This window comes from Corynebacterium pollutisoli (assembly GCF_900177745.1).
In the GTDB taxonomy this organism is placed as follows: domain Bacteria; phylum Actinomycetota; class Actinomycetes; order Mycobacteriales; family Mycobacteriaceae; genus Corynebacterium; species Corynebacterium pollutisoli.
The window spans coordinates 130,852-157,404 of the sequence record NZ_FXAR01000001.1 but is presented as its reverse complement, the minus strand read 5'-3'; the positions used below and the strand labels follow the sequence as shown (position 1 = coordinate 157,404).

Annotated in this window: 26 protein-coding genes and 2 pseudogenes; 15 read left to right on the top strand and 13 right to left on the bottom strand. The window is 67.7% G+C overall.

Going from position 1 to position 26,553, the window contains the following annotated elements; translation table 11 throughout:
• Positions 1-34 precede the first annotated feature (34 nt).
• A complete protein-coding gene (locus B9Y70_RS00805; protein WP_085548356.1) occupies positions 35-730 on the top strand; it encodes a hypothetical protein in 696 nt (231 codons plus the stop codon).
• A gap of 40 nt (positions 731-770) precedes the next feature.
• Here B9Y70_RS00805 and ndk read toward each other — a convergent pair whose 3' ends face one another.
• Entirely contained in the window at positions 771-1,181 is a 411-nt protein-coding gene (gene ndk / locus B9Y70_RS00800) for a nucleoside-diphosphate kinase (protein WP_085548355.1), read from the bottom strand.
• A 72-nt stretch (positions 1,182-1,253) separates the two neighbouring features.
• On the bottom strand, positions 1,254-1,562 hold the full coding sequence (locus B9Y70_RS00795; protein ID WP_143337432.1) for a hypothetical protein: 309 nt from the start codon (positions 1,560-1,562) through the stop codon (positions 1,254-1,256).
• A 65-nt stretch (positions 1,563-1,627) separates the two neighbouring features.
• Between B9Y70_RS00795 and B9Y70_RS00790 the strand changes: the two genes are divergently transcribed.
• The 3 genes and pseudogenes from B9Y70_RS00790 (at position 1,628) to B9Y70_RS00780 (ending at position 3,404) form a co-directional block, all read left to right on the top strand.
• Positions 1,628-2,650 (top strand): pirin family protein, encoded by a 1,023-nt coding sequence (locus B9Y70_RS00790; RefSeq protein ID WP_085548353.1) that lies wholly within the window; start codon positions 1,628-1,630, stop codon positions 2,648-2,650.
• Positions 2,651-2,754: 104 nt separating this feature from the next.
• Positions 2,755-2,949 (top strand): annotated as a pseudogene (locus B9Y70_RS12970) (N-acetyltransferase); the annotation flags it as partial.
• Complete coding sequence (locus B9Y70_RS00780) at positions 2,946-3,404, top strand: carboxymuconolactone decarboxylase family protein (protein ID WP_085548352.1); 459 nt, start codon at positions 2,946-2,948, stop codon at positions 3,402-3,404. The pseudogene B9Y70_RS12970 and the gene B9Y70_RS00780, both read left to right, overlap by 4 nt.
• Positions 3,405-3,462: 58 nt before the next feature.
• Here the strand turns inward: B9Y70_RS00780 and B9Y70_RS00775 are convergent, their stop codons facing one another.
• The 4 genes from B9Y70_RS00775 to B9Y70_RS00760 all read right to left on the bottom strand — a co-directional run bounded on the left by B9Y70_RS00775 (position 3,463) and on the right by B9Y70_RS00760 (position 9,096).
• Positions 3,463-4,359 carry a type IV toxin-antitoxin system AbiEi family antitoxin domain-containing protein gene (locus tag B9Y70_RS00775; protein WP_085548351.1) on the bottom strand — a complete coding sequence of 299 codons (897 nt, stop codon included), beginning with the start codon at positions 4,357-4,359 and terminating at the stop codon, positions 3,463-3,465.
• Between the two features lie 113 nt (positions 4,360-4,472).
• The gene (locus B9Y70_RS00770; protein WP_085548350.1) at positions 4,473-4,898 is read right to left on the bottom strand and encodes a DUF4233 domain-containing protein; all 426 of its coding nucleotides are present in this window, start codon (positions 4,896-4,898) and stop codon (positions 4,473-4,475) included.
• Positions 4,895-6,337, bottom strand: a complete 1,443-nt coding sequence (gene folC, locus B9Y70_RS00765) for a bifunctional tetrahydrofolate synthase/dihydrofolate synthase (RefSeq protein ID WP_420838422.1) — start codon at positions 6,335-6,337, stop codon at positions 4,895-4,897. Before folC ends, B9Y70_RS00770 begins: the two co-directional genes overlap by 4 nt.
• A gap of 80 nt (positions 6,338-6,417) precedes the next feature.
• Positions 6,418-9,096: a valine--tRNA ligase gene (locus tag B9Y70_RS00760; RefSeq protein WP_085548348.1), complete on the bottom strand. Its 2,679-nt coding sequence runs from the start codon at positions 9,094-9,096 to the stop codon at positions 6,418-6,420.
• An 82-nt stretch (positions 9,097-9,178) separates the two neighbouring features.
• Here B9Y70_RS00760 and B9Y70_RS12965 point away from each other — a divergent pair.
• The 3 genes and pseudogenes from B9Y70_RS12965 to B9Y70_RS00750 all read left to right on the top strand — a co-directional run.
• Positions 9,179-9,328: pseudogene (locus B9Y70_RS12965) on the top strand (MerR family DNA-binding transcriptional regulator); the annotation flags it as partial.
• Positions 9,329-9,495: 167 nt separating this feature from the next.
• Positions 9,496-9,810, top strand: coding sequence for a hypothetical protein (locus B9Y70_RS12960; RefSeq protein WP_240309121.1), 315 nt, complete (start codon positions 9,496-9,498; stop codon positions 9,808-9,810).
• A gap of 264 nt (positions 9,811-10,074) precedes the next feature.
• Positions 10,075-10,449 carry a hypothetical protein gene (locus B9Y70_RS00750; protein WP_159449755.1) on the top strand — a complete coding sequence of 125 codons (375 nt, stop codon included), beginning with the start codon at positions 10,075-10,077 and terminating at the stop codon, positions 10,447-10,449.
• On the opposite strand, the gene B9Y70_RS00745 is transcribed toward B9Y70_RS00750, so the two are convergent.
• Both B9Y70_RS00745 and B9Y70_RS00740 read right to left on the bottom strand, forming a co-directional pair.
• Entirely contained in the window at positions 10,421-11,908 is a 1,488-nt protein-coding gene (locus B9Y70_RS00745; RefSeq protein ID WP_085548796.1) for an Hsp70 family protein, read from the bottom strand. The genes B9Y70_RS00750 and B9Y70_RS00745 overlap by 29 nt on opposite strands.
• A 33-nt stretch (positions 11,909-11,941) precedes the next feature.
• Entirely contained in the window at positions 11,942-12,919 is a 978-nt protein-coding gene (locus tag B9Y70_RS00740; RefSeq protein WP_085548345.1) for a malate dehydrogenase, read from the bottom strand.
• A 263-nt stretch (positions 12,920-13,182) separates the two neighbouring features.
• Between B9Y70_RS00740 and B9Y70_RS00735 the strand changes: the two genes are divergently transcribed.
• The 3 genes from B9Y70_RS00735 to B9Y70_RS00725 all read left to right on the top strand — a co-directional run bounded on the left by B9Y70_RS00735 (position 13,183) and on the right by B9Y70_RS00725 (position 16,192).
• Positions 13,183-13,914: a TetR/AcrR family transcriptional regulator gene (locus B9Y70_RS00735; RefSeq protein ID WP_085548344.1), complete on the top strand. Its 732-nt coding sequence runs from the start codon at positions 13,183-13,185 to the stop codon at positions 13,912-13,914.
• Between the two features lie 109 nt (positions 13,915-14,023).
• Complete coding sequence (locus B9Y70_RS00730) at positions 14,024-15,424, top strand: MBL fold metallo-hydrolase (protein ID WP_085548343.1); 1,401 nt, start codon at positions 14,024-14,026, stop codon at positions 15,422-15,424.
• Between the two features lie 3 nt (positions 15,425-15,427).
• The gene (locus B9Y70_RS00725) at positions 15,428-16,192 is read left to right on the top strand and encodes a sulfite exporter TauE/SafE family protein (protein ID WP_085548342.1); all 765 of its coding nucleotides are present in this window, start codon (positions 15,428-15,430) and stop codon (positions 16,190-16,192) included.
• A 144-nt stretch (positions 16,193-16,336) separates the two neighbouring features.
• Here B9Y70_RS00725 and clpX read toward each other — a convergent pair whose 3' ends face one another.
• From clpX to B9Y70_RS00710, 3 genes are all read right to left on the bottom strand, one after another.
• A complete protein-coding gene (gene clpX, locus B9Y70_RS00720) occupies positions 16,337-17,620 on the bottom strand; it encodes an ATP-dependent Clp protease ATP-binding subunit ClpX (RefSeq protein WP_085548341.1) in 1,284 nt (427 codons plus the stop codon).
• Positions 17,621-17,807: 187 nt separating this feature from the next.
• Positions 17,808-18,446 carry a 3-oxoacid CoA-transferase subunit B gene (locus B9Y70_RS00715; RefSeq protein ID WP_085548340.1) on the bottom strand — a complete coding sequence of 213 codons (639 nt, stop codon included), beginning with the start codon at positions 18,444-18,446 and terminating at the stop codon, positions 17,808-17,810.
• Positions 18,446-19,189, bottom strand: coding sequence for a CoA transferase subunit A (locus B9Y70_RS00710; protein ID WP_085548339.1), 744 nt, complete (start codon positions 19,187-19,189; stop codon positions 18,446-18,448). Before B9Y70_RS00710 ends, B9Y70_RS00715 begins: the two co-directional genes overlap by 1 nt.
• Positions 19,190-19,271: 82 nt before the next feature.
• Here B9Y70_RS00710 and B9Y70_RS00705 point away from each other — a divergent pair, with 82 nt between their 5' ends.
• The 5 genes from B9Y70_RS00705 (at position 19,272) to B9Y70_RS00685 (ending at position 24,320) form a co-directional block, all read left to right on the top strand.
• The gene (locus tag B9Y70_RS00705) at positions 19,272-20,048 is read left to right on the top strand and encodes an IclR family transcriptional regulator domain-containing protein (protein WP_240309074.1); all 777 of its coding nucleotides are present in this window, start codon (positions 19,272-19,274) and stop codon (positions 20,046-20,048) included.
• A 15-nt stretch (positions 20,049-20,063) separates the two neighbouring features.
• The gene (locus tag B9Y70_RS00700) at positions 20,064-21,296 is read left to right on the top strand and encodes an acetyl-CoA C-acetyltransferase (RefSeq protein WP_085548337.1); all 1,233 of its coding nucleotides are present in this window, start codon (positions 20,064-20,066) and stop codon (positions 21,294-21,296) included.
• Between the two features lie 3 nt (positions 21,297-21,299).
• On the top strand, positions 21,300-22,067 hold the full coding sequence (locus tag B9Y70_RS00695; RefSeq protein ID WP_085548336.1) for an alpha/beta fold hydrolase: 768 nt from the start codon (positions 21,300-21,302) through the stop codon (positions 22,065-22,067).
• 188 nt (positions 22,068-22,255) lie between these two features.
• Positions 22,256-22,576: a nucleotide pyrophosphohydrolase gene (locus B9Y70_RS00690; RefSeq protein ID WP_085548335.1), complete on the top strand. Its 321-nt coding sequence runs from the start codon at positions 22,256-22,258 to the stop codon at positions 22,574-22,576.
• Positions 22,563-24,320 (top strand): DUF2075 domain-containing protein, encoded by a 1,758-nt coding sequence (locus B9Y70_RS00685; protein WP_085548334.1) that lies wholly within the window; start codon positions 22,563-22,565, stop codon positions 24,318-24,320. The genes B9Y70_RS00690 and B9Y70_RS00685 overlap by 14 nt, the downstream gene beginning before the upstream one ends.
• Before the next feature lie 409 nt (positions 24,321-24,729).
• On the opposite strand, the gene B9Y70_RS00675 is transcribed toward B9Y70_RS00685, so the two are convergent.
• Together B9Y70_RS00675 and B9Y70_RS00670 are read right to left on the bottom strand one after the other, a co-directional pair.
• Entirely contained in the window at positions 24,730-24,933 is a 204-nt protein-coding gene (locus B9Y70_RS00675) for a DUF2283 domain-containing protein (protein WP_085548332.1), read from the bottom strand.
• Positions 24,934-24,959: 26 nt separating this feature from the next.
• Positions 24,960-26,426, bottom strand: a complete 1,467-nt coding sequence (locus tag B9Y70_RS00670; RefSeq protein ID WP_143337430.1) for an aldehyde dehydrogenase family protein — start codon at positions 26,424-26,426, stop codon at positions 24,960-24,962.
• Positions 26,427-26,553: the final 127 nt, after the last annotated feature.

Sequence of the window (26,553 nt, the reverse complement as noted above, 5' to 3'; positions counted from 1 at the left end):
GCCGGAGGTTCGCGAACGACTATGGTGAGCGGCGATGAGCACTCCGACGGTCCCCCTGCACCGGGCGCTGGCACCCAGCCTCGGCATCGCCGCCAGCTTCACCCTCCTCCACCTGGGGATGGTTCTGGCGGGGCTGGTCGCGGCGGTGGTCTCGGCCGGGGTGGCGTTCCTGGTTCTGCCGCGTCACGTTTTCAGCGGCGGCATGGACATGATGAGCACCTCGGACGCCGACTACACCCGCTGGGATCACATCCGACCCTTCCTCCCGGGCGCCCTCGGTTTCCTTTCGGGGTCGGTCCTCGCCGACCTGCCGACACCCTCGGTCGTTTGGCCGTTCTACTTCGTGTCGGTCACGGGAGTGATCCTGTGGTCCTTCGCCGCGGAGGGGCGGCGTGCCGCAGCGATCGGTCGGCGGCGGGCCCGGCGTGCCCTGGAGCAGACGTCACTGGAGGATGCCACCACCACCCGCCTCGACGCCGCGGACGCCCACCGCGAGTTGCTCAAGGGTCTGGCGGAACTCGGCGCGGTCGACGGGATCCGCGCGCGGATGTGGCGGCTGGCCGGGCACCTCGACCGGGAGGTACCCGGAGTACACGAGGAGGTGCGTGCGCTGCAGCAGGTCGGGGTGGTCGGCGTCTCGACGGTCGACGCCGGCGCGGACATCTCCCGCCACCTGGTGGAGATCACCCCGGTGGGGGTGCGGGTCCTGGAGGAGCTGCGGAATCGATAAGGGCCGCCCCAGGTGGTGCGGCCCTTCGTCGAGAAGCGAACTACAGGTTCGGGAACCAGATGTTGATCTCGCGCTCGGCGGACTCCGAGGAGTCGGAGCCGTGGACGACGTTCTCGCCGACGGTCAGGGCGAAGTCACCGCGGATGGTGCCCGGGGTGGCCTTGGAGACCGGGTCGGTGCCGCCGGCCAGCTGACGCCAGGACTCGATGGCACGCTCGCCCTCGACGATGCCGGCGACCAGCGGAGCGGAGGTGATGAACTCAACGAGCTCACCGAAGAAGGGCTTGTCCGAGTGCTCCGCGTAGTGCTGCTCGGCGGTGGCGCGGTCGGCGACGCGCAGGTCCAGAGCGGTGAGCTTGAGGCCCTTGCGCTCGATTCGGGCGATGATCTCGCCGACGTGGCCGTTCTTGACGCCGTCCGGCTTGATGAGGATGAGAGTGCGTTCAGTCATGGTTGGACATCCTACCGGACACCCGCCCACCCGGCGCGGGAAGGTTGTGGGACAGGCATCACATCCCGGCGCCTACCTCAGGTCCCGGACGACCTCCCGGGCATGTTCCGGTGTGGCGTCGCGGAACCACAGCTGGACCTGGCGGACGGCGGCCCCCTCGTCACCGCGGTCGAGCATGGCGCGGAGGGTGTCGCGCTTCTCGTCGTCGAGGACGATGGGCTTCGGCTCGCGGGTGGCGGCCGTCATCTTGAGCCCGAGGACGAGGAAGACGCCGGCGACGAGCAGGGCCAGCACCGCGGCGATGTCGGAGACCGGGGAGAACTTGAGGACAAGTGCCGCCACGCACAGGGCGGCGGCGAGTCCGAGGTAGAGGGCGCGCATGGGGGTCATCCTACCGCCGCCCCACATTGCGTATATGTCAACAACTTCGGTGGTATGGTGAACTCATGTCCGTCACCGATGCCCATCCCGAGGAGCTGGTCCTCTCCCCCGACGCCCCGCACTGCGCGGACGGCGCCCGCGTCGAGATCATCACCTCCCGCCCCGTCCCCCTCGGTGGGCCCCGCGCCATGACCGTCAACCGCACCCTGCCGCAGAAGCAGCGCAGCCTCATCGGCGCCTGGTGCTTCGTCGACCACTACGGCCCCGACGACGTCTCCGTAACCGGCGGCATGGACGTCGCCCCGCACCCCCACACCGGCCTGCAGACCGTGTCCTGGCTCTTCGAGGGCACGATCACCCACCACGACTCCGGCGACAACCACGCCGTCGTCCGCCCCGGCGAGGTCAACCTCATGACCGCCGGCGCCGGCATCTGCCACTCCGAGGTGACCACCCAGGCCACCACCACTCTCCACGGCGTCCAGCTGTGGACCGCGCTGCCCGACGCCGACCGCCACGGCCCCCGCCGCTTCGACCACTACGCCCCCGAACCCGTGCTTTTCGACGGCGGCAGCGCCCTCGTCTTCCTCGGCTCCCTCCTCGGCTCCACCTCGCCCGTCACCACGTTCTCGCCCCTCGTCGGGGCGGAGATCCGGCTGGACGCGGGGGCGTCGATAAGCATCGATGTCGACCCCGCCCACGAGCACGGCTTGCTCGTCGACGCCGGGGACATCGACCTCGAGGGCGTCACCGTCGCCCCCACCGAACTCGCCTACACCGGCGTCGGCGAGAAGCGGCTGCGCATCCGCAACAACGGCTCCGACAAGGCCCGCCTGCTGCTCATCGGCGGCGAGCCCTTCGAGGAGGAGATCATCATGTGGTGGAACTTCATCGGCCGCACCTACGACGAGATCGAGACCTACCGCGCCGAATGGCAGGCCGAGGACGACCGCTTCGGCGTCACTGAGGGCTACATCAGCCACGACCCCGACGGCCTCCCCCGCCTGCCCGCCCCCGAGCTCCCCAACGCCCGGATCCGCCCCCGCGTCAACCCCGCGCCCATCGCCCGCCCCGAGGAGAGGATCTGATGATCACCCAGGAGACCAACCGCTTCGTCATCACCGACGACGGCCACCGCGCCGGCCACACCGACTACCGCGACCACAACGGCGAATGACTCTTCTTCCACACCGAGATCGGCCCCGAGTTCGGCGGCCGCGGCCTCGCCGGCCGGCTCGTCGAGGGGGCGCTCGAGCAGACCGACCTCCCCATCGTCGCCATCTGCCCCTTCGTCCGCGGCTGGCTGGAGAAGAACGACCACACCCACACCTGGCGCACCCCCACCCCCGCCGACATCACCTGGCTGCAGAAGGAGCTCTCCCGATGACCCGCAAGGCCCCCTACCTCGACAAGTTCTACCCCGAGGTCTACAAGTCCCTTACCGAGGTGTCCAAGAAGCTCAACATGCTCTACCCGGACGTCGACCTGCCGAAATCCCTCATCGAGCTCGTCGCCGTCCGCGTCAGCCAGATCAACGGCTGCGGCACCTGCCTGTCCATCCACGTCCCCGCCGCCCGCAAGGCCGGCGTCCCCGACAACAAGCTCGACGCCCTCCCCGCCTGGCGCATGGTCGCCGAGTTCACCGAGCAGGAGAAGGCCGCCCTCGAGCTCGCCGAGACCCTGACCCTCCTGCCGCGGGACCGGGACAACTCCCGCGCCGCCCTCCCCGCCTGCGAGATCTTCGCCGAGGAGCAGGTCGCCGCCCTGGAATGGTCGATCATCATGATCAACGCCTTCAACCGCGTGTCCATCGCGTCGGGACACCCGCTGCTGTCGCGGTAGGCGGAACATCATACTTCCAAGGCCACTCCGCCAGGGGGCCGAGGGGCCTTCGCGGTACTTACCGCATTCCGACGGCACTCGGCTGCACCCAGGCCGCGTGCCACTCCCCCATGAGTTCCACCTCCCGCTCCTCCCCCTCGATCACCGCGACGATGATGTCCACGACCCGCGCCAGGTGCAGGTCAATGCAGATGTCCGAGAAACTCAGGTGCCGGTACCCGCGGGCCACCGCGTCGTTGGCCTTCCAGTAGTCCTTGACCTGCACGTTGATGTGGTTGTGGTACCTGTGCCCGTGCACCTCCACCATCACCTTCTTCGGCTCGTACACGCCGTCCCGGAAGTAGTTGCCGACCAGCTTGTTGCACTCGAAGGCGTATCCCCGTTTCCGCAGCGCACGAAAGAGGGTCCGTTCCGTCTCTGAGTCGGCGCCTATCGACGCCCCGTTGATCTGCCTCCGCAGTATCGTCGGTGTTCTTCCGAAAGCGGTGAGGTCCTTCTCCACCTGCGCCCGGGCGTGTCGGCCCGTGTAATGGCGGTCGAGCAGTGCGACTGCGGAACCGTCCTCCTCGGCGGGGATGTCGAGAGCCGCCCGCAGTGGGGTGGCGACCCGGAGGCCGTCGATGAGCGTGAACGGCCGGTGCTGTGCCCTGATCACCGTGACCAGCAGGCCGGAGCGGAAGGTTTTGTCGCGCGCCACGAGCACCGTGACCGGTGTGGTGACCCGATGGCCGTTGTGCAGCTGGGCCGCGGTGCGGCCGGTGAACACGATGTCGGGGCGTTGATGCTGGAGCGCCTGCAGGAGAAACTTCCCGTAGGGGCGGGAGGTGGTGTAGAGCCCGGGTATGGCGCGATGGAGTGCGCCGCGCCGGACCAGAGATGAGATGCGGTGCCTGCCGATGCCGGCGTCGTAAAGCTCTTGAGTGGTGAAGATGCAACGGCCGAGAGGGAGAGTCATGCCCTCTTAGACTGCGCCGACGGCCGGAAGGTTCCCCCCGTCGGCGGAAAAGAACGCCGCGAGGCCCCTCCGGGGATGCTCACGGAGGGGCCTCGCGGTACGTTTTACCGCGCCTACAGGTGCTGGGTGGTCAGCCAGCCGCGCTTCATGCGCTCGATGAGCGTGGAACGCAGGTGCAGCAGGTACCACCAGACGATGATGAAGATGATCGCCACCATCACCGCGGAGTAGTGCACGAAGAACCCGCCGATGAGGAGCACGGCCTGGAGTACCAGGTTGACCGGCAGCGCCCAGGAGAAGCGCTGCAGGAACGCCATGAGGATGTGGGCGACGCCGACGGCGGTGATGAATCCCCAGTTGAAGGTCGTCCAGTAGACGCCGTCGTTGACCTTGAGGATCACGGTGAGGATGAGCAGGATCGTGATCGCCTCGAGGAAGAGCGTGCCGGCCATGACGCCGCGGATGCCCTTCATCGGGTCCTTTTCCGGGGCGTGGCCGGGGCCGAGGGGGCTGACCTCGGGCTGTTCTGCCTGGCTCATGCGGGGTCCTTTCCGAAGAGGGTACGGGCCTCGCCCGCGGTGACCACCGAACCGGTGACGACGACCCCGGCACCCGACTGGATGTCTGCGTCCTCGGCCAGTTCGACCGCCAGCTCGTAGGCACCGGCGAGGTTCTCGTCCACGTGGACGCGTTCCTCACCGAAGATGTCACGGGCGTACTCGGCAAGATCGTACGCATCCAACGCCCGGGGGGAGGAATTCCGGGTGATGACGACCTCGGAGAGGTACGGCTCCAGCGCCACGAGGATTCCGCGGGCGTCCTTGTCGTCGAGCACGCCGACGACGCCGATGAGGCGCTGGAAGTCGAAGTCGCGGTCCAGTGCCGCGCCCAGGGCGGTGGCGCCGTGGGGGTTGTGGGCGGCGTCGACGAACGTGGTCGGCGAGGTGCGGACGCGCTCGAGGCGGCCCGGGGACTGTACCTGGGCGAAGCCGTTGCGTACCGACGCCACGTCCAGCGGCCGGCCGGCGCCCGCCCCGAAGAACGCCTCCACCGCGGCCAACGCGACGGCGGCGTTGCGGGCCTGGTGCTCGCCGGACAGGGGCAGGAAGATGTCCTCGTACTCGCCGCCGAGGCCGCGCAGGGTGAGCTGCTGGCCGCCGACGGCGACGGTGGCGGAGACGACGCCGAACTCGGCACCCGCACGGGCGACGGCGGCGTCGACCTCGACGGCACGCTGCAGGATGACCTGCATCGCGGCCGGGTCCTGCTCGGCGACGATGGCGACGTTGTCCGGCGGGGTGAGCAGGTCCCCGGTGTCCCAGCGGGACTTGATGATGCCGGCCTTTTCGGCGGCGATCTCCTCGATGGTGTCGCCGAGGTAGTCGGTGTGGTCCATGCCGACGGGCATGACGACGGCGACGTCCGACTGGATGACGTTGGTGGCGTCCCAGGTGCCGCCCATGCCGACCTCGACGACGGCGACGTCGACGGGGGCGTCGGCGAACGCGGCGTACGCCATGGCGGTGAGGACCTCGAACTTGGACATGCGGCCGGCCTTGTCGTCGACAAGCTCGACGTAGGGCTGGATCTCCCGCCAGGTACGCACGTAGTCGCGCGGGTGGATGGGCAGGCCGTCGATGCCGATGCGCTCGGTGACCAGCTGCAGGTGCGGGCTGGTGGTGCGGCCGGTGCGGCGGTGGAAGGCGCGCAGCAGCGACTCGATCATGCGCACCGTGGAGGTCTTGCCGTTGGTGCCGGAGACGTGGATCGCCGGGAAGGAGTGCTGCGGCGAACCGAGCAGGTCCATGAGCAGCTCGATCCGCTCGAGCGACGGGTCGATCTTGGTCTCGGGCCAGCGGGTGTCCAGCTCCGCCTCGACGGCGGCCAGCTCGGCGAGGTCCTCGGGGGTGATCTCCACCGGTTCCGGCTTGACGACGTCGCCGAGCTCGATGTTGAGCTTCAGCCCCTGATCGGTCACCTCGACGGCGTCGTTGAGGTCGGCCAGATCCTCGAGGTCCTCGTCGTCGGCGGCGTTGTTGAGGATGTCCTCCTCGCGGCTCACTTGAGGGCCTCCAGACGGGCGGTGATGCGCTCGACCTCCTCCTGGGCGACCTGCTGACGGGTGCGGATCTTGTCCACGACGGCCTCCGGGGCCTTCGCCAGGAAGGCCTCGTTGCCGAGCTTCTTGGCGGTGCCCTCGAGCTCCTTGTGCGCGGCGGCGAGATCCTTCTCGAGTCGCTTGCGCTCGGCCTCGACGTCGACGGTGCCGGAGGTGTCCAGGGCGACGGCGATGGTGGCCTGGGACAGGCGCAGCTCGATGGAGGCGGACTCCGCAAAGCCCTCCTCCGGGGCGGTGACACGGGCCAGGGCGCGGACGAGGTCCTCCTGCTCGGCTAGGTCGGCGGCGGCGAAGTCGATCGAGGCCGGGACCGGCTGGGAGGGCTTGACGCCCTGGTCGGAGCGGAAGCGGCGGATCTCGGTGATGAGCTTCTCGGCGTCGGCGATGCGGCGGACGGCGGTCTCGTCGGTGGGGGCGCCGCCGTTGGTGTCGTCGGCGGTGGGCCACGGGGCGGTGACGATGGTGTCCTGCTCGGTCAGTGCCTTCCACAGGACCTCGGTGACGAACGGCATCGCCGGGTGCAGCAGACGCAGGACCACGTCGAGGACGCGGCCGAGGACGATCTGGGTGTTCTCGCCCTGCGGCGTGGAGCCCTCGCGCGGGATCTGGGTCTTGGCGATCTCGAGGTACCAGTCGCAGACCTCGTCCCACGCGAAGTGGTAGAGCTCCTCGTTGGCCTTGGCGAACTGGTAGTCGTCGAGGAAGGTGTCGACGCTGGCGCGGACCTCCTCGAGGCGGTCGAGGATCCAGCGGTCGGCGTCGGTAAGTTCTTCGCGGGCCGGGAGCGGGCCGACCTCGGCACCGTTGAGCAGCGCGAACTTGGTCGCGTTGAACAGCTTGGTGGCGAAGTTGCGCGACGACTGGGCGGCGTCCTCGCCGACGGGCAGATCGACGCCCGGGTTGGCGCCGCGGGCCAGGGTGAAACGCAGGGCGTCGGCGCCGTACTCGCGGACCCAGTCCATGGGGTCAATGCCGTTGCCGAGGGACTTGGACATCTTGCGGCCGTGCTCGTCGCGGACGAGGCCGTGGAGGAAGAGGTCGGTGAAGGGGATCTCCGGGCGTCCGTCCCGGCCGGTGCCGAGCACCTCCGGGGTGATCTGCGCGGCGAAGGTGCCGAACATCATCATGCGGGCCACCCAGAAGAACAGGATGTCGTAGGCGGTGACCAGCACGGACGTCGGGTAGAACTTGGCCAGCTCCGGGGTCTTCTCCGGCCAGCCCATGGTGGAGAAGGGCCACAGGGCGGAGGAGAACCAGGTGTCCAGGACGTCGGGATCCTGGGTGTAGCCCTCGGGGGCCTGCTCGTCGGGGCCGACGCAGACGATCTCCCCGTCCGGTCCGTACCAGATCGGGATGCGGTGGCCCCACCACAGCTGGCGGGAGATCGTCCAGTCGTGCATGTTGTCGACCCACTCGAAGTAGCGGGGCTCCATGGACGTGGGGTGGACGGTGGTGTCGCCTTCGCGGATGGCGTCGCCGGCCATCGCGGCCAGCTCCTCGACCTTGACGAACCACTGCAGCGACAGGCGCGGCTCGATGGCCTCGCCGGAGCGCTCGGAGTGGCCGACGGAGTGCAGGTAGGGGCGCTTCTCGGCGACGATGCGGCCCTGCTCGGCCAGCGCCTCGCGGACGGCGACGCGGGCCTCCTCGCGGGTCATGCCGTCGAAGCGGGTGCCGGTGTCGCAGATGCGGCCGGTCTCGTCCATGATCGTGGGCATGTCGAGGTCGTGGCGCAGGCCGAGGGCGTAGTCGTTGGGGTCGTGCGCCGGGGTGATCTTCACGGCGCCGGAGCCGAACTCGGGGTCGACGTAGTCGTCGGCGACGACGATGAGGGAGAGGTCGTCGCGGAAGGGGTGCGGCAGGGTCCGGCCGACGAGGTCGGCGTAGCGGGCGTCGTCCGGGTGGACGGCGATGGCGACGTCGCCGAGCATCGTCTCCATGCGGGTGGTGGCGACGACGATGTGCGGCTCGGAGTCATCCATCGAGCCGTAGCGGAAGGACACCAGCTCGCCCTCGACGTCCTTGTACACGACCTCGATGTCGGAGACGGCGGTCTCGAGCACCGGGGACCAGTTGACCAGGCGGTTCGCACGGTAGATGAGCCCGCGGTCGTAGAGCTCCTTGAAGATGGTCTGCACGGCGCGGGACAGGCCCTCGTCGAGGGTGAAGCGCTCGCGGGACCAGTCGACGGAATCACCGATGGCGCGCATCTGGTCGGCGATGGCGCCGCCGTACTGCTCCTTCCACTCCCACACCTTGGAGATGAACTCCTCACGGCCGTAGTCGTAGCGGTCCTTGCCCTCGGTCTCCTTGAGCATCGTCTCGACCTTGGTCTGGGTCGCGATACCCGCGTGGTCCATGCCCGGCAGCCACAGCACCTCGTAGCCCTGCATGCGCTTGCGGCGCGCGAGCGCGTCCATGAGAGTGTGGTCGAGCGCGTGGCCCATGTGGAGCTGGCCGGTGACGTTCGGCGGCGGGAGGACGATGGAGTACGCCGGCTTGTCGCTTCCCGGGTCGGCCGTGAAATGTCCGGCGTCGACCCAGCCCTGGTACAGCCCGGCCTCCACCGACTGCGGATCCCAGGACTTCGGCAGTGCGTCTGCTCGGTTCTTACCCATCAGTTCTCATTCCCCTTGGTCTGGTCGGTCACTCGCACAATCATAGCGCCCGCCGCTCGGGCCTTGACCCTCACGTGACGTCATGGTTCATGCTGGTGCCATGAGAATCTCCGAGGTCGCCCGCGCCGCCGGTTGTTCGGTCCGCGCGGTGCGTCATTACCACGCCTCCGGGGCGCTGCCGGAGCCTGCTCGCACCGCCGGCGGTTACCGCGATTACGGTCTCGCGGACCTGGCCGCGCTGCTGCGCGTCCGTGCGCTCGTCGACGACGGCATCACCCTCGCCGACATCCGTTCCGACTCGTCCTCGCTTATCGACGCCGCCCTCCACCGCATCGACTCCCAGCTCGCCATCCTCCGCTCCGGATCCGGGAACTGCTCGGAGACGGTGCCCCCGCCCGGATGGAGATCGACGCTCTCGACCTCATGGGGCTCACCGGGGTGGCCTCCCCGGAGACGTGGGAGGTGCTGCGCCGCAACCTGGCCGAGCCGGCCCGGCGCGCGGAGACCCGGCGCTTCCGGGACCTGTGGGAGGAGCTCGGCGACACGGCCCCGGCGGACGCCGACGACATCATCGCCGAGCTGCGGACGCTCCGCGGGATCACCGACGGCGTCCTCCCCACCCTCACCCCGGGCGATGCTCCGCTGACCACCCGCGACATCACGACCCGCGGTGCCCAGTCCCGGGCCCTGGCCGAACTGGCGGGTGCGCTGTGAGGCGGCTACTGCCGGTGGCGGTGGTGGCCGTCGCGCTTGCCGACGCCTGGCTCTGGTGGACGGGGCGGGTCTCCGGGGTCGGCGCGGTGGCCCTCTTCCTCGCGGTGGAGGCAGCCCTGGGCGGAACCTACGTGTGGAGTTCCCTGCGCCGGGGGATCCGGCCGCTGCCGGTGCGGATCCTCCTCCACGAGATCCGCGCCACACGCCGACCTGGGACAGTTGCCCGCGCGGACCAGGTGGTGGCACCTCCCGGCGATGTTCACGGTGGCGATCGTCATCGAGATCATCGTCATCGAACTGCTCGTGCCGTGGCCCTGGCTGCGCCTGCTGCTCCTCCTCGGCTCCCTGTACTCGATCCCGCTGCTGTGGGGATACCTCGCCGGGCGGGTCGTTCACCCGCACTATCTCGGCGAGGACCTCGTCCTGCGGGAGGGGCGCACGGAGGTCCTCCGGGTGCCGGCCACGGACATCGTGGCGGTCAGGGAGGTACGGGGCTTTGCGGCCCGGCGCGAGGGGCTCATCCTGGGCGGGCCGGAGGGAACCAATGTGGAGATCCACCTCGCCGGCGGCCGCACGGTGGCGCTGTGGCTCGACGAGGGGGTGGCTCCGCTCACTCCCCCACGGACACCGTCGCGGTGACCTCGAAGCCGTCCTCCGGGCACTGGATGCTGATCGACGCGATGCCGTTGGGGTCGATGCGCACGGTCTCGATGACCTCGGGGCCGTTCTCCTGTCGCTCGACCGGGGTGGCGAGCAGCTCGGCGTCGGTGAGCGAGCGCAGCGCCGGGTCGAAGGGGACGACCACCTCGGCCAGCAGGGTGAGGTCGCCGGGCTGCGCGGAATCGGCCTCGAGGGCGGAGTACTCGACGTAGCGGAACCAGCCGACGTTGTGGGCGGCGCGGTAGCGGCGGGTGACCGTGATGGCCTCCCCGGCGTCGGCCTGGGCCTCCGGGCCGACGAGGGTGTCGAAGCTCACGGCCGCGCCGGCGTCGCGCTCGCGGAAGACACCGATGCCGCGGGAGAGACGGTCGCGCAGGAGGTAGTCGGAGTCCGGGTCGGCGGCGATCGCCAGGCCGACGGCGGTGGAGGCGGTGGGCAGCGGCGAGCGGTGGACGCGGCGGCCGAAGCGCTCGCGCAGCATGCGGGGCACGAGCGGCAGGGCGCTGGCACCGCCGACGAGGTAGACGCCGGCGATGTCGGTGTCGGCCAGGGACTCGTCGGCGCCGATGAGCGGGGCCATGGCCTCGAGGGTCTGCTCGACGAGGCCGGTGACGGTGGCGTAGTACTCGGGCACGGGGACGATGACGTCGTCGTCGCCGAGCTCCATGATGATGCGGCGCGACTGCGGCTTGAGCTGCTCCTTGGCGGTGCGGGCCTCGTCGAGAAGCTTCTGGCGGGCGCGGCGGCCGAAGACGTCGTCGGCGCGGCCGGCGGTGGTCAGGGCCAGGTCGGCGAGGGCCTCGTCGAAGTCGTCGCCGCCGAGGCGGGAGATGCCGAGGGAGGTCTCGACGACGTGCTCGGTGCCGTCGATACGCATGAGCGTGACGTCGAAGGTGCCGCCACCGAGGTCGTAGACGATGACGCTCGACCGGCGGGCCGTCAGCGTGCGGGCGTGCCGGTGCGTGTACTCGAAGGCGGCGGCCGAGGGCTCGTTGACCATACCGAGGACGTCGGCCCCGGCACGTCGGAAAGCATCGAGGGTGAGCAGACGCTGCGCGGAACGCGCGTTGGCGGGCACGCCGAGGACGATCTCGATCGACTCCCCGCCGGCGTGGGCCCGCAGATGCCTGACGACGCCGTCCGCGAAGGTCGCGAGCACATCCCCGAGGAGGCGTTCCCGGCTGCCCATCGGCACGGGGGTGTCGGCGGTGACGCTGCCCGAGCTGAGCAGCCGCTTGAAGGAGCGGGTGACGGTCGGGTTGTCGACCGCCAGGGCCTCCCACCCGCCGACCAGGCGGTCGCCGTCCAGGGCGACGACCGAGGGAATGTACTCCCGTGGGTCTCCGTCGGTGTCGACGACGTTGACCACGGGATAGTTCCCGCGGTCAACGGCCGCAATCACAGTGCGGGTGGTGCCGAAATCAATCCCGAAGCGCATGCCCCAGAACACTACCGGGAATGAGCGCAGATGCTACTTGAGCAGGTTGGCCACCGCGTCGCGCTCGGCCTTGAGCTCGGCGACGTTCCTGGCGATCATCTCCCGCTGGAAATCGTTGAGCTCCAGACCCTGGACGATCTCCCACTGTCCGTTGCGGGAGACGGTCGGCAGACCGGCCACGAGGCCCTCGTCGATGCCGTAGGAACCGTCGGACGGCAGAGCGGCGGAGGCCCACTGCTCGGTGCCCTGGACCCAGTCACGCATGTGGTCGATCGCTGCGGAGGCGGCGGAGGCGGCGGAGGACTTGCCGCGGACGTCGATGATCTCGGCGCCACGCTTGGCCACGCGCGGGATGAACTCGTTGACGTACCAGTCGTGGTCGACCTTGTCGATGACCGGCTCGCCCTTGACGGTGGCGAAAGTGATGTCCGGGAACTGGGTGGCGGAGTGGTTACCCCACACGACGACGTCCTCGAAGTCCGTGGTCAGCACGCCGAGCTTCTCGGCCAGCTGGGACAGGGCGCGGGAGTGGTCCAGGCGCATGAGGGCGGTGAAGCGCTCGGCCGGGACGTCCGGGGCGTTGCGCTGGGCGATGAGGGCGTTGGTGTTCGCCGGGTTGCCCACGACGAGGACACGGACGTCGTCTGCGGCGTGGTCGTTGATGGCCTTGCCCTGCGGGCCGAAGATGCCGCCGTTGTTCTTGAGCAGGTCAGCGCGCTCCTCACCGGCACCGCGCGGCTTCGCGCCGACGAGGAAGGCGGCGTTGGCACCGTCGAAGGCGGTCTCGGCCTTATCGGTGATGGTGATGTTGCGCAGGAGCGGGAAAGCGGAGTCGTTGAGCTCCATGGCGACACCCTCGGCCCCACGGAGGGCGTCCGGGATCTCCAGGAGGGTCAGCTCGATCGGGGTGTCGTGGCCGTAGACGTCGCCGGCGGCGATGCGCCACAGCAGGGAGTAGGCGATGTTTCCGGCGGCACCGGTGACGGCGATCTTCACGGGGTTCTGGGACATACGGGGTTCCTTTCGTGGGAGGGCACCAACGCCGCCGAGTCTAGCGTCTCGGGCCGTTCGCGGCAGGCACCCCCGGATGGGCGTAACAGCCCGGAGGAAGCGGCTGTTTCCGCAGGAAAGCGGCCCCGGAATCGGGTGGTGTGCAACTTTTGTTGGTCGGCAGCCCCACGGTCAGACCACCAATCGGGCACGATGGTGGTCGACGCACACCCCGCGCCTCCCCCATCCCCACCCCGACCCACACTCCCGGAGGGCACCCAGCCATGCACGACGACGATCTGACGCTTCTCGACGACACCACCTCCCTGGACTCCGTCGTCGACATCGCCATCGGTCAGTTCGCGGAGCAGGGATTCCAGGAGACCCGCCTGGAGACCATCGCGAAGATGTCGGGCATGTCGAAGCGGATGATCCACTACCACTTCGGCGACAAGAAGGGCCTCTACCTGCGCTGCCTCACGGAGGCCGCCCTGCGGATCCAGCCCCCGGCGGAGGAGCTCCACAGCGACACGCTCGTCCCGGTGGAGGGGGTGACCCGGGTGGTCGATGCGGTGTACCTCACGATGCTCCGCCATCCGGAATCACTGCGCCTTCTACAGCATGAGTGCCTGCACCGTGTGCTCAATCTCACCGGCGTGGCCACCCTCATCCCGGGCACGCAGGTCCTGCTCCAGCTGGACAAGCTGCTCATGCAGGGCCAGGATTCGGGAGCCTTCCGCCCGGGCATCAGCGCCGAGGACATCTTCTTCCTCATCTCCTCCCTGGCGTTCGCGCGGGTGAACAACCGGGATCTCATGGTGAACCTCATCGACGTCGACACGTGCAGTGAGGACAACACGGACGGTCTGCACCGGATGGCCGTTGACTCGGTGCTGGCGCTGCTCACCGCGAACATCGCGGACTCGGGGCACGACAGCTACCTCACCGCGGACCGCATGGACGAGGACTCGCAGTCCGGCCTGGGCATCTACGACGAGCTCACCGAACAAGAATAAAATCACCTTTAGCTGGCTTTTTCTTCGTCATACTTGATACCCCCTGGGGTATATGGCATGGTAGTGTCACATCCAAACGGATATTTATTCAACCCCAGGAGTGACCACCATGCTTCTCGAACGTTTCTATGACGAGGACCTCGCGCAGGCCAGCTACTTCATCGGCTGCCAGGCCCAGAACACCGCCGTCGTCGTCGACGCCCGCCGTGACATCACCGAGTACCTCGACCTCGCCGAGCACCACGGCATGGAGATCGTCGCGGTCACCGAGACCCACATCCACGCTGATTACCTCTCGGGCACCCGCGAGCTGGCCGCCGCCACCGGCGCCAAGATCTACCTCTCGGGCGAGGGCGGCGAGGACTGGCAGTACGGCTTCGAGGGCGAGCTGATGTACGACAAGGACACGATCCAGATCGGCAACATCACCATCGAGGCGCGCCACACCCCGGGCCACACCCCGGAGCACCTCTCCTTCCTCATCACCGACGGCGCCTTCGCCGACACCCCGGGCTACATGCTCTCCGGTGACTTCATCTTCTCCGGCGACCTCGGCCGCCCGGACCTGCTCGACGAGGCCGCCGGCGGCGTCGATACGCGTTTCGGTGGCGCGAAGGACATCTTCCGCAGCCTCAAGGAGGTTTTCCTCCAGCTCGACGACCATGTCCAGGTCTACCCCGCCCACGGCGCCGGCTCCGCCTGCGGCAAGGCCCTCGGCGCCCTGCCGTCGACCACGGTCGGTTACGAGCGCAACTACGCCTGGTGGGCCCCCTACCTGAAGAACGACGACGAGCAGGGCTTCGTCGACGAGCTGCTCGACGGCCAGCCCGACGCCCACGCCTACTTCGGCCGCATGAAGCGCCAGAACAAGTCCGGCCCGGCCGTCCTCGGTTACCCGCTGCCGGAGCTGCCCGAGGTCGAGGCCGCCGAGCTGGCGGACCGCATCGAGTCGGGTGACGCGATCGTCGTCGACACCCGCCACCACAGCGAGGTCCACGAGGGCACCGTCAAGGACGCCGTCAACGTCCCGGGCCTGGCCAAGGCCGCCACCTACGGCTCCTGGGTCTACGACCCGGAGACCGACACCGCGGACCTCATCGTCCTGGCCGCCGATGCCGAGGAGGCCGCCGAGTACCGCGACCACTTCATCCGCGTCGGCATCGACGAGATCACCGGCTTCATCACCGGCTTCGACGGCCTGCCCATGGTCACCCCGGAGGTCCTCTCCCAGGACAAGCTCTTCGACGCCGCCCCGGACATGCTGCTCGACCTGCGCAACAAGACCGAGCACGCCGACGGCCACATCCCGGGCTCCTACCAGCTCTCCGGCGGCCGCGTCCTGTGGAACCTCGACGAGCTGCCCGCCCCGGGCGAGTCCACGATCATCTCCTACTGCCAGTCCGGTGTCCGTAACTCGGTCGCCGCCTCCGCGCTCCGCCGCAAGGGCTACGACGTCCAGGAGCTCGAGGGCTCCTACCTGGGTTACCTCGATCACCAGAACAAGAAGTAAGCCGTGTCCGGAACCCTCATTGCGGTTCTGATCCTCGCCATCGCCATCGGACTCTCCCTGGGTCTGCTCGGCGGTGGCGGATCGATCCTCACTGTCCCGCTGCTCACCTACGTGGCGGGCATGGACCCCAAGGAGGCCATCGCCGCGTCACTCTTCGTCGTCGGAGCCACCTCCGTGCTGTCCACCCTCACCCACGCCCGCATGGGCAACGTGCAGTGGCGCACCGGACTCATCTTCGGTGTCGCCTCCATGGCGGGTGCCTTCCTCGGTGGCCTGCTCGGCGGGCAAATCCCCGGCGTCATCCTCATGCTGGCCTTCGCCGCCATGATGATCGCCACCGCCGTGGCCATGCTCCGCGGCCGCAGGAAGCGCGAGGGCGAGGGACCGACGACGCTGCCGCTGGGCAAGATCCTCATCGAGGGTCTCGTCGTCGGCCTGGTCACCGGTCTTGTCGGCGCGGGCGGCGGTTTCCTCGTCGTCCCGGCGCTGGCCCTGCTCGGCGGGCTGAGCATGCCGGTGGCGGTGGGCACGTCGCTGCTGGTCATCTCGATGAAGTCCTTCGCCGGGCTCGCCGGCTACCTGACCACCGTCTCCCTCGACTGGCCGCTGGTCCTGTCGGTGACGGGCATGGCGCTCGTCGGTGCCCTCATCGGCGCACGCCTGACCAAGGTCGTCCCGGAGAAGGCCCTGCGCAAGGGCTTCGGCATCTTCGTCCTGGTGATGGGCGTGTTCGTCCTGTCCCAGGAGCTGCCGGCCCTGTTCAACTAGCTTATCGACGCCGCCCCGGCCCCTCCTGCACCCGGAGGGGCCGGGGCGGTGTCGTTGTCGGTGGCGAATTCACCCTGTCGAGTTCAGTACCCCCGGGTTCGAAAGGACCCTGGATTCGACCGCGTGATTTCGCAGCGGTCGCGCCTACGCGGTCTCCTGCTGCTCGCCCTCGAGGACCAGCTCCGGCTCGGCCTCGCCGCGGACGACGTCGGCGGTGATGAGGACCTCGGCGACGTCGTCACGGTCGGGGATGTCGTACATGACCGGCACGAGGAGCTCCTCCATGATGGCGCGGAGGCCACGGGCACCGGTGCCGCGCTCGAGGGCCAGTTCGGCGATGACCTCGAGGGAGTCCGGGGAGAAGCTGAGCTGCACGTCGTCCATCTCGAAGAGGCGCTGGTACTGCTTGACCAGGGAGTTCTTCGGCTCGGTGAGGACCTGCACGAGGGACTCGCGGTCGAGGTTGTCCACGGTGGCGACGATCGGCAGACGCCCGATGAACTCGGGGATGAGGCCGAACTTCACCAGGTCCTCGGGGCGGACCTGCTCGAAGAGGTCGGTCTTCTCGCGGTCGGTGGCGGACTCGATCTCCGCGCCGAAGCCGAGGCCCTTCTTGCCGACGCGCTCCTGGATGACCTTCTCCAGGCCCGCGAAGGCACCGGCGACGATGAACAAGATGTTGGAGGTGTCGAGCTGGATGAACTCCTGGTTGGGGTGCTTGCGCCCACCCTGCGGCGGGATGGAGGCGGTGGTGCCCTCGAGGATCTTCAGCAGCGCCTGCTGGACGCCCTCGCCGGAGACGTCGCGGGTGATCGACGGGTTGTCGGACTTCCGGGAGATCTTGTCCACCTCGTCGACGTAGATGATGCCGCGCTGGGCGCGGGGCACGTCGAAGTCGGCGGCCTGCAGCAGCTTGAGCAGGATGTTCTCCACGTCCTCGCCGACGTAGCCGGCCTCGGTGAGGGAGGTGGCGTCGGCGATGGCGAAGGGCACGTTGAGCATGCGGGCCAGGGTCTGCGCGAGGTAGGTCTTGCCGGAGCCGGTGGGGCCGAGGAGCAGAATGTTGGACTTCGCGATCTCGACGTCGTCCTTCTTACGACGCCCCGTCGTCGCCGCGGCGGCCTCCTCGGTGCGGATGCGCTTGTAGTGGTTGTACACCGCGACCGCGAGGATGCGCTTGGCCTTGTCCTGGCCGATGACGTACTTGTCCAGGAAGGCGGAGATCTCGGAGGGGCGCGGGAGCTTGTCCTCCTTCTGCTCGGCGGCCTGGGCGGCTCCGAGCTCCTCCTCGATGATCTCGTTGCACAGCTCGATGCACTCGTCGCAGATGTACACGCCGCCACCGGCGATGAGCTTCTTCACCTGCTTCTGGCTCTTTCCGCAGAAGGAGCACTTGAGCAGGTCGGCGCTTTCTTGCATGCGTGCCATGAGGGGTATCTATCTCGCTTTGCTCTACGCGGACTTCGGACAGGTTCCCCACCACTGTAGTCGGAGGGTCAAACCGTGGGTGGTTGCCACGGGGAGGGTGCCTCACGGGGCGTCGATAAGCGGCAAAGAAGGCCGCGAAGCCCCGCTCCACGCACGGGAGACAGGGCTTCGCGGGATTCTCTGCTGTTTAGACGGCGACCTCGAAGGGGGCGTCGGTGACCGCGCGGACGGACTCGACGGTCTCGCCCTCGGCACACTGCACCAGGGTGAGGCCCTCCTGGGCGTCGACGGTGAAGACGGCGTAGTTGGTGACGATCATGTCGACACACTTCGCGCCGGTCAGCGGCAGGACACACGCGGGCAGGACCTTGGAGTCGCCCTTCTTGGTGGTGTGGTCCATCATGACGATGATCTTCTGGGCGCCGTGGACGAGGTCCATCGCGCCGCCCATGCCCTTGACCATCTTGCCGGGGATCATCCAGTTGGCCAGGTCGCCGAACTGGGAGACCTCCATGGCGCCGAGGACGGCGACGTCGACGGCGCGGGAGCGGATCATGGCGAAGGAGTCGGAGGAGGAGAAGTAGGAGCCACCCTCGGTGATGGTGATGGTCTCCTTGCCGGCGTTGATGAGCTCGGGGTCGAGGGTCTCCTCGGTCGGGTACGGGCCGACGCCGAGGATGCCGTTCTCGGAGTGGAGGACGACCTCGAGGTCCTCGGGCAGGTAGCCCGGGATGAGGGTCGGCATGCCGATGCCGAGGTTGACGTACTGGCCGTTGACGAGCTCTTCCGCGACGCGGGCGGCCATCTGTTCCTTGTTCCAGGTCATCAGTTGCTCACCGTCCTGTTCTCGATACCGGTTTCCTGCTTGCCCACTTCGACGACGCGGTCGACGAAGATGCCGGGGAGGTCGACGTCCTCGGGGTCGATGACGTCGACAAGCTCCTCGACCTGGGCGACGGTGACCTTGCCGGACATGGCGGCGTCCGGGTTGAAGTTCATGGCGGTCTTGTTGAAGACGAGGTTGCCGTAACGGTCGCCCTTGGCTGCGTGGACCAGGGCGTAGTCCGCGCGGATCGACTCCTCGAGGACGTAGAGCTGGCCGTTGAACTCGCGGGTCTCCTTCGGCTTGGAGGTGACGGCGACGGTGCCGTCGGAGTTGTAGCGCTGCGGGAGGCCGCCCTCGGCGACCTGGGTGCCCACGCCGGCGGTGGTGTAGAAGGCGGGGATGCCGGCGCCGCCGGCGCGCATGCGCTCAGCGAGGGTGCCCTGCGGGGTGAACTCGACGGTGAGCTCTCCGGCGAGGTACTGGCGGGCGTACTCCTTGTTGGATCCGAGGTAGGAGCCGATGGACTTGGAGATGCGCTTGTCGGCCAGCAGCAGGCCGAGGCCGAAGCCGTCGGTGCCGAGGTTGTTGGACACGATGGTGAGGTCGGTGGCGCCCTGCTCGCGGAGGGCGTCGATGAGACGGGCGGGGATGCCGACCAGTCCGAATCCGCCGACGGCGATGGTCGCTCCGTCGGGGATGTCGGCGACGGCCGCATCAGTTGAGGGGAGGGTCTTGTCAAGCATGGCCCAGACTGTACACTGGTGTTCAGATAATGCACAAGGGTTCACAAAGCGAACCGCTTTTCCGTACAGAAAGGAGTCGGACGTGGGCACACCGGACACCCCCAACGTCCAGTCGCTCGTCCGCGGCCTCGCCGTCATCCGGACGTTCAACGCCGACCGACCCCGCCAGACTCTCGCCCAGGTGGCCGACGCCACCGGCCTGGCCCGCGCCACCGCCCGCCGCTTTCTCCACACGCTGGTGACCATCGGGTACGCGGGCACCGACGGCACCGATTTCTGGCTCACCCCCCGGGTCCTCGAGCTGGGCTACAGCTACATGTCCGGCCTCGGCCTGCCCGCCATCGCGCAGCCCCGGCTGGAGGAGCTGTCCCGCCACATCGGCGAATCCTCCTCCCTGTCCGTGCTCGACGGGGAGGACGTGGTGTACGTCAACCGGGTGCCGGTGCGGCGCATCATGACGGTGTCCATCACCATCGGCACCCGTTTCCCCGCCTACGCCACCTCCATGGGCCGGGTCATCCTCGCGGGCCTGCCCCCCGAGGAGCTCGAGGCCTACCTGGGCAGCGTGGAGTTCCAGGCCTTCACGCCGTCCACGCTTGTCGACGCCCCCTCGCTCCGCGCCGAGCTCGACCGCATCCGCGAGCAGGGCTTCGCCATCGTCGACCAGGAACTCGAGCCGGGCCTGCGTTCCCTCGCGGCGCCCGTCCACTCCCCCGCCGGCACGGTGGTGGCGGCGGTCAACGTCTCGACGCAGACCGTGGTCCACGACCTGGAGGAGCTGCACGACCGCTTCCTCCCGGCGCTCATCGACACCGCCGAACTCATCTCCGCCGACCTGGCGGCCACCGAACTCTTCTAGATAGGAACACCACACATGACTGAGAATCAGCCCACCGACATCGTCCTGTGCACCCCGCTGCGTACCGCCGTCGGCGCGTACGGCGGGCAGTTCGTCGGCGTCCCCGTCCAGCAGCTCGCCGCGACCGTCGTCAAGGCCGTCATGGAGCGCTCCGGCCTGAAGGCCGCGGACGTCGACGACCTCATCCTCGGCCAGGCCTCCCCCAACGGTGCCGCCCCGGCGCTGGGCCGTGTCGTGGCCCTCGACGCCGGCCTCGGCGAGACCGTCCCGGGCATGCAGCTCGACCGCCGGTGCGGCTCCGGCCTGCAGGCCGTGGTCACCGCCGCCGCGCACGTGGCCACGGGTGCCGCCGATGTCATCATCGCCGGTGGAGCCGAGTCCATGTCGCGCACCGAGTACACCGTCGACGCCGACGTCCGCTGGGGCAAGAAGGGCGGCAACATGGTCTTCCGCGACCGCCTCGCCGAGGCCCGCGAGACCGCCGGCGGCAAGAACCACCCCATCCCCGGCGGCATGATCGAAACGGCCGAGAACCTCCGCGAGGAGTACTCCATCACCCGTGAGGCGCAGGACGAGATGGCCGTCGAGTCCCACAGTCGCGCCGTCGCCGCGCAGGAGAACGGCATCTTCGCCGAGGAGATCGTGCCCGTCGAGGTCCCGCAGCGCAAGGGTGACCCGCTGGTCGTCGACTCCGACGAGCACCCGCGCCCCGACTCCACCCTGGAGAAGCTGGCCAAGCTGCGCCCGATCATGGGCCGCCAGGATGCCGACGCCACCGTCACCGCCGGCAACGCCTCCGGCCAGAACGACGGCGCCGCCGCGATGATCGTCACCACCCGCGCCAAGGCCGCGGAGCTGGGCCTCACCCCGTCCGTCGTGCTGCGCGGCTGGGCCGTGGCCGGTGTCGCCCCGGAGACCATGGGCATCGGCCCGGTCCCGGCCACCAAGAAGGTCCTCGACCGCCTCGGCCTCACCCTCGACGACATGGACCTCATCGAGCTCAACGAGGCCTTCGCCGCCCAGGCCCTGTCCGTCCTGTCCGAGTGGGGCATCTCCGCCGACGACGAGCGTCTCAACCCGCTGGGTTCCGGCATCTCCCTGGGCCACCCGGTCGGCGCGACCGGCGCCCGCATGCTCGTCACCGCCTCCCACCAGCTGGCGCGTACCGACGCGAAGACCGCCCTGGTCACCATGTGCATCGGCGGCGGCCAGGGGCTGGCGGCCGTCATCGAGAAGGCGGAGGCCTAAACCATGATCCTCAACCACGTTGCCTACGGTCCCGAGTCCGACGCGGAGCCGGTCGTCTTCCTCGGTTCCATCGCCTCCACCACCGACATGTGGCTGCCGCAGCTGGACGAGCTGTCGAAGACCCGCCGCGTCATCGCCCTCGACCACCGCGGCCACGGCGGTTCCCCGGACCCGGATGTCCAGCCCGGTGAGACCACCTTCGATCACCTCGCCGCCGATGTCCTGGATACCCTCGACGAGCTCGGCGTCGACAAGTTCCAGGTCGTCGGCCTGTCCCTGGGCGGCGCGATGGCGCAGTACCTGACCGCCACGTCCCCTCGTGTCACCCGCGCGGCCTTCCTGTGCACCGCCGCCTACTTCGGTGGCACCGAGAAGTGGCACCCGCGTTCCGAGCTCACCCGCGCCCAGGGCCTCGAGCCGATGGCCGACGGTGTCATCGACTTCTGGCTGACCAAGGAGTTCCAGGAGTCCCACCCGGCGACGACCGCCGCGTACCGGCGAATGGTCACCTCCACCCGCGGCGTCGGCTACGCCTCCTGCTCCGACGCCCTGGCCCACTGGGACTTCCGCGACCGCCTCGGCGAGATCACCGTCCCCGTCCTGGTCCTGGCCGGCGTCGACGATCAGTCCACTCCCCCTTCGGCCCTCAAGGCGATCGCCGAAGGCGTGTCCGGCGAGACCACCTACGTGGAGGTCTCCCCCGGCGCGCACGTGCCGACCATCGAGGTGCCCGAGCAGGTCACCAAGGCTCTGGTCGACTTCTTCGGCTAGGCCCCTTCACCGCCTGCTTATCGACGCCGCCGCCTCCCCGTTTCCGGGGAAGCGGCGGTGTTGTCATTTGGTGAGCTGGCGGATTCGGAACTCCTCCGGAGGCTGCCCAGTCACCAGTCCCCGGTACGGTAGGTGGTGTTTTCGCATGGCTTCAGTTCCACGTATCGGTGACGGATAGGATCAGATCCATGGATGATGTTCAGGTTCGGGATCAGCTACGGAAGTTCGTCGAGGAGCGGGACTGGCGACAATTCCACACCCCTGAGAACCTGGCCAAAAGCATCTCGATTGAGGCCGCCGAACTTCTGGAGTGCTTTCAGTGGAATTCCGAAGGTGACCGCGACGCTGCCCGGATGGAGCTCGCAGATGTCCTCACCTACGCGTTTCTGCTCGCCGATGCTCTCGGAGAATCACCGCACGACCTGATCGTCGAGAAGCTTGCTCTCACCAAGGCGAAGTACCCCGTCGACCGGGCATTCGGGAAGGCAACGAAGTATGACCAGCTATAGCATTACCCCTTTCGACTTCACGTCGACCATTGAGAAGCAGGCGGCCGAGCACGAACATCTCCGGAACTGGCCCGTCGTGTACGTCCTCAACTCCCCGCCCTCGAGCGGTGAAAAGCAGGGTTACGTCTATTTCGGAGAGACACTGAACTTTTCCGTACGGATGCGCCAGCACTGGGCCAACGAGGAAAAACGGGAGAAACTCCGCACGGCCCGGGTCATCATTCACGAGGAATTCAACAAGTCGGTCTGCCTGGATCTGGAGTCCTTCCTCATCAAACACGCCGCCGGCGACGGTTCCCACGAGGTCATGAACCGCAACACCGGTGTGGTGGACTCCGACTATTTCGACCGCGAGCGGTACAACACGATCTTCCAGGACATTTTCCAGGAAATGCTGGAGGAAGGAGTCTTCCAGCGCTCGATCCCGGAGATCGTCAACTCGGAGTTGTTCAAGCTCTCGCCTTTCAAGTCACTCAATCATGACCAGGCGACAGCCGTCGTGGACATCATGGAGGGGCTGATCGAGGATCTCGACAAGGAAACCGAGCCCGGGAATCTCCTGTTCATCGAGGGTGATCCCGGCACGGGGAAAACGGTCGTCGCAATCTATCTGATGAAACTGATGCAGGACATCGGTGACGGCCGCGACGTCGGAGAAGGTGAAACCGGCGACACGGTGTTCTCCGAGTTCTTCGTCGAAGGAAACCGCGAGAGATTCGACGGGAAGCGCATTGCGCTTGTCGTCCCCCAGCAGTCGCTTCGGAAGTCCATCGGCAATGTCTTCGACAGAACCCCCGGCCTGAACCGGAACATGGTGATGACCCCGCACCAGGTCGCCAGGGATCCGGGGATGTTCGACGTCGTCATCGTCGATGAGGCGCACCGGCTCAATCAACGCTCCAACCAGAATTCCGGCCCGGCGAACAACGAATTCATCGAGATCAACCGCAACCTGTTCGGTGAAGGCGGGGAACTGAAGTCGCAACTTGACTGGCTGCGCAAGAAGTCCCGTCATATCATTCTCATGCTCGATCTGAGGCAGACCGTCAGGCCGCAGGACATCGCCCGCGAGGAGTTCGAGGAGATTCTCGAGCAACAGGGAAAGAAGAAGCGATATCGACTCCACACTCAGATGCGGAGCCTGGGTGGCAACGACTACATCCAGTACATCTACGACGTGCTGTCCCCGATGCCGCCGGCGAAACGACTCAGTTTCGGGGAGTACGAAGTCGGTCTGGTTGACTCACCGCGACGCCTCTACGAGCTCATTCTCCAACGGGACAGGGAGCACGGATTGGCGCGGATGGTTGCCGGGTACGCATGGGAATGGGCATCGAAGAAGAACAAGTCCGCCATCGATATCGATCTGGCCCCAGATGCGCGTTTCCAGTGGAACCAGACGGACACCGACTGGGTCAATTCCCGCAACGCGCTGCACGAAGTCGGGTCGATCCACACCGTTCAGGGTTACGACCTGAACTATGCGGGTGTGATCATCGGCAGAGACCTCCGCTACGACCCCGAAAGCGGGGAACTGATCATCAACCGGGACAATTACCACGACAAGAAAGGTAAGGAGAACAACAAACTCCGCAAGCGTGACACCACCGAAGAGCTTCTCCGGTCGATGATCCTCAACATCTACGCGGTGTTGCTGACCCGAGGGATCAAAGGCACGTTCATTCACGTTGTTGATCCGCCGCTGCGGGAGTACCTCGGCAGGTATTTCAGCGTGATCCACTGACCCTGACCGCAATGCAACGACGGACGGCTCAGGAACGCACAGAGGCTGGTCAGCTCTCCGCCGTACCTGAGCCCAGTGCCGCGCCCACCCAGACCCCCGTGCTCTCCACAACTGTCTCCCAGGAAAGATCCTGCACCCAGGGAGTATGACGCCGAAAAGCGTCCCACAGACCTTCCAACCGACCACTCAATCGCACCCTCTGGAGAATGTCACCGGCGTCATCGAGAACATGCAGTGTCCGGCGTTTGCGAAACGTGGCACCGCATGCCTCCCGGACCTCCCTTGAGAAAAAATCTGTCGCGGTAGGCGGACCGCGACACACGATCAAGAAATCGTTCCATCATGTAAATGCGGAGGAGTACGCGAGGATCGACCCCCTTCTCCCGGGCAAGGTTCTTGATGCGCGCCTTCAGTCCCACACCTCGGGCCGGAGCAGTTCCCGCGCGCCGTCGAACTTCATGCCGACGATGCGGCCGTACGAGTCGAGGTCGAAGATGACCTCGCCGTTCATCCCCTGGAGGGTGAGCCCGCCGACAACACGATGGTTGGGCTGCACCGGGGTTCCGAGGGTGAGGTAGGCGGAGTTGGCGTGGGGGTCATAGGTGAGGTCCATGACCTAAAGGTAGCGTCGATAACCTCCTAGAACGGGAACTGCGCGTTGCCGGGGGCGACGCCGACCCAGTGCTCCGTGGTGAACGCGTCGATGGCCCATTGACCGTTGAAGCGGCCGAGGCCGGAGTTCTTCTCCCCGCCGAACATGACGTGGGCCTCGTCGTTGACGGTGATGTCGTTGACGTGGGTCATGCCGGCCTCGATGCGGCGGGCGAAGCGCACGCCGCGGGCGAGGTCGCGGGTGTAGACGGCGGAGGAGAGTCCGAACTCGGTGTCGTTGGCCAGCTCGAGGGCGTGCTCCTCGTTGTCGGCCTTGACGATGCCGACGACGGGGCCGAAGATCTCCTCGCGGAACAGCTCCATGTCGGGGGTGACGTCGGCGAACAGGTGCGGGGCGATGACGCGGCCCTCGATCGGGCCGGAGAGCAGCTCGCGGGCGCCCTCGGCGCGGGCCTGGTCGATCTTGGCGGTGACGGACTCGACCTGCTGATCGTTGATGAGGGGGCCGACGATCGTGGAGTGGTCGAGCTGGTCGCCGAAGGTCAGGCCGCGGACGCGCTCGGTGAACTTCTCGACGAACTCGTCGTACACCTCCGCCTGCACGATGATGCGGTTGACGGCCATGCAGATCTGGCCCTGGTGGAGGAACTTGCCGAGGGTGGCGGCGCCGACGGCCTGGTCGAGGTCGGCGTCGTCGAGCACAACGAGTGGGGCGTTGCCGCCCAGTTCGAGGGCGACCTTCTTCATGCGCCTGCCACCGACAGCCTTGACACCGACGCCCTGCCCGACCGGGGTGGAGCCGGTGAAGGAGATCAGCGAGGGGACCTCGTTCTCGACGAAGTGGTCACCGATCTCGGAACCCGCGCCGACGACGATGCCCAGCACACCCTCCGGCAGGCCGGCCGCCTCGAAGATCGTGCCCAGCAGCAGACCACCGACGAGCGGGGTGTCCGAGGCCGGCTTGAGCACCACCGAGTTTCCGCAGGCCAGGGCCGGTGCGACGGAACGCATGGACAACGCGAACGGGAAGTTCCACGGGCTGATCACACCGACGACACCCAGCGGCTCGCGGAACACGAAGTTCGTCTTGCCCGGGGTGTTGGACGGGTGGATGGAGCCGGTGATGCGGGTCGGGAACTGCGCTGACTCGCGCAGCGACCCGATCGCCAGACCGGTTTCGATGCTCGCCTTCGCGATCGTCGAGCCCGACTCCGCCTGGATGAGCGCCACGATCGCGTCGAAGTTCTCCTCGATGAAGTCGGCGGCCTTGCTCATCACCGCGGCGCGGTCCTTCGGCGGCAGCTCCGCCCACGCAGGCTGGTTCTGCTTCGCGACGTCGTAGGCCTTGTCGACGTCCGCCTGCGACGCCTGGCGGATCGTCGCGATCGGCTCGTCGTTGAAGGGGTTGACGGTGGTGGCCTCACGCTCGGAGGTGCCGTCGACCCAGCCGTCGATGTAGAGCTGCTCGGAGATGAGATGGGAGTAGTCGGTCATGGGGTGCTCCTTGGTTCGTGACATCCGGCCTCAAATGAGGCTTGTGACACTCAACAATGCCAAAGGTGACACGTCACACGCCAGGTCCATTCGTCGTCGGTTGGCCCTCCCGTATCCTTAAACCCAC

Bases quoted from the DNA above. Each gene is read 5' to 3' on its own strand.
- B9Y70_RS00690 (WP_085548335.1), top strand. From the start codon at position 22,256: ATGGATGATGTTCAGGTTCGGGATCAGCTACGGAAGTTCGTCGAGGAG.
- B9Y70_RS00735 (WP_085548344.1), top strand. From the start codon at position 13,183: ATGCACGACGACGATCTGACGCTTCTCGACGACACCACCTCCCTGGAC.
- B9Y70_RS00670 (WP_143337430.1), bottom strand. From the start codon at position 26,426: ATGACCGACTACTCCCATCTCATCTCCGAGCAGCTCTACATCGACGGC.
- B9Y70_RS00675 (WP_085548332.1), bottom strand. From the start codon at position 24,933: ATGGACCTCACCTATGACCCCCACGCCAACTCCGCCTACCTCACCCTC.
- ndk (WP_085548355.1), bottom strand. From the start codon at position 1,181: ATGACTGAACGCACTCTCATCCTCATCAAGCCGGACGGCGTCAAGAAC.
- B9Y70_RS00695 (WP_085548336.1), top strand. From the start codon at position 21,300: ATGATCCTCAACCACGTTGCCTACGGTCCCGAGTCCGACGCGGAGCCG.
- B9Y70_RS00805 (WP_085548356.1), top strand. From the start codon at position 35: ATGAGCACTCCGACGGTCCCCCTGCACCGGGCGCTGGCACCCAGCCTC.
- B9Y70_RS00710 (WP_085548339.1), bottom strand. From the start codon at position 19,189: ATGCTTGACAAGACCCTCCCCTCAACTGATGCGGCCGTCGCCGACATC.
- B9Y70_RS00770 (WP_085548350.1), bottom strand. From the start codon at position 4,898: ATGAGCCAGGCAGAACAGCCCGAGGTCAGCCCCCTCGGCCCCGGCCAC.
- B9Y70_RS00745 (WP_085548796.1), bottom strand. From the start codon at position 11,908: ATGCGCTTCGGGATTGATTTCGGCACCACCCGCACTGTGATTGCGGCC.
- B9Y70_RS00715 (WP_085548340.1), bottom strand. From the start codon at position 18,446: ATGACCTGGAACAAGGAACAGATGGCCGCCCGCGTCGCGGAAGAGCTC.
- B9Y70_RS00700 (WP_085548337.1), top strand. From the start codon at position 20,064: ATGACTGAGAATCAGCCCACCGACATCGTCCTGTGCACCCCGCTGCGT.
- B9Y70_RS00790 (WP_085548353.1), top strand. From the start codon at position 1,628: ATGTCCGTCACCGATGCCCATCCCGAGGAGCTGGTCCTCTCCCCCGAC.
- B9Y70_RS12960 (WP_240309121.1), top strand. From the start codon at position 9,496: ATGGAGATCGACGCTCTCGACCTCATGGGGCTCACCGGGGTGGCCTCC.
- B9Y70_RS00775 (WP_085548351.1), bottom strand. From the start codon at position 4,359: ATGACTCTCCCTCTCGGCCGTTGCATCTTCACCACTCAAGAGCTTTAC.
- B9Y70_RS00740 (WP_085548345.1), bottom strand. From the start codon at position 12,919: ATGTCCCAGAACCCCGTGAAGATCGCCGTCACCGGTGCCGCCGGAAAC.
- B9Y70_RS00795 (WP_143337432.1), bottom strand. From the start codon at position 1,562: ATGCGCGCCCTCTACCTCGGACTCGCCGCCGCCCTGTGCGTGGCGGCA.
- clpX (WP_085548341.1), bottom strand. From the start codon at position 17,620: ATGGCACGCATGCAAGAAAGCGCCGACCTGCTCAAGTGCTCCTTCTGC.
- B9Y70_RS00685 (WP_085548334.1), top strand. From the start codon at position 22,563: ATGACCAGCTATAGCATTACCCCTTTCGACTTCACGTCGACCATTGAG.
- B9Y70_RS00760 (WP_085548348.1), bottom strand. From the start codon at position 9,096: ATGGGTAAGAACCGAGCAGACGCACTGCCGAAGTCCTGGGATCCGCAG.
- B9Y70_RS00730 (WP_085548343.1), top strand. From the start codon at position 14,024: ATGCTTCTCGAACGTTTCTATGACGAGGACCTCGCGCAGGCCAGCTAC.
- B9Y70_RS00780 (WP_085548352.1), top strand. From the start codon at position 2,946: ATGACCCGCAAGGCCCCCTACCTCGACAAGTTCTACCCCGAGGTCTAC.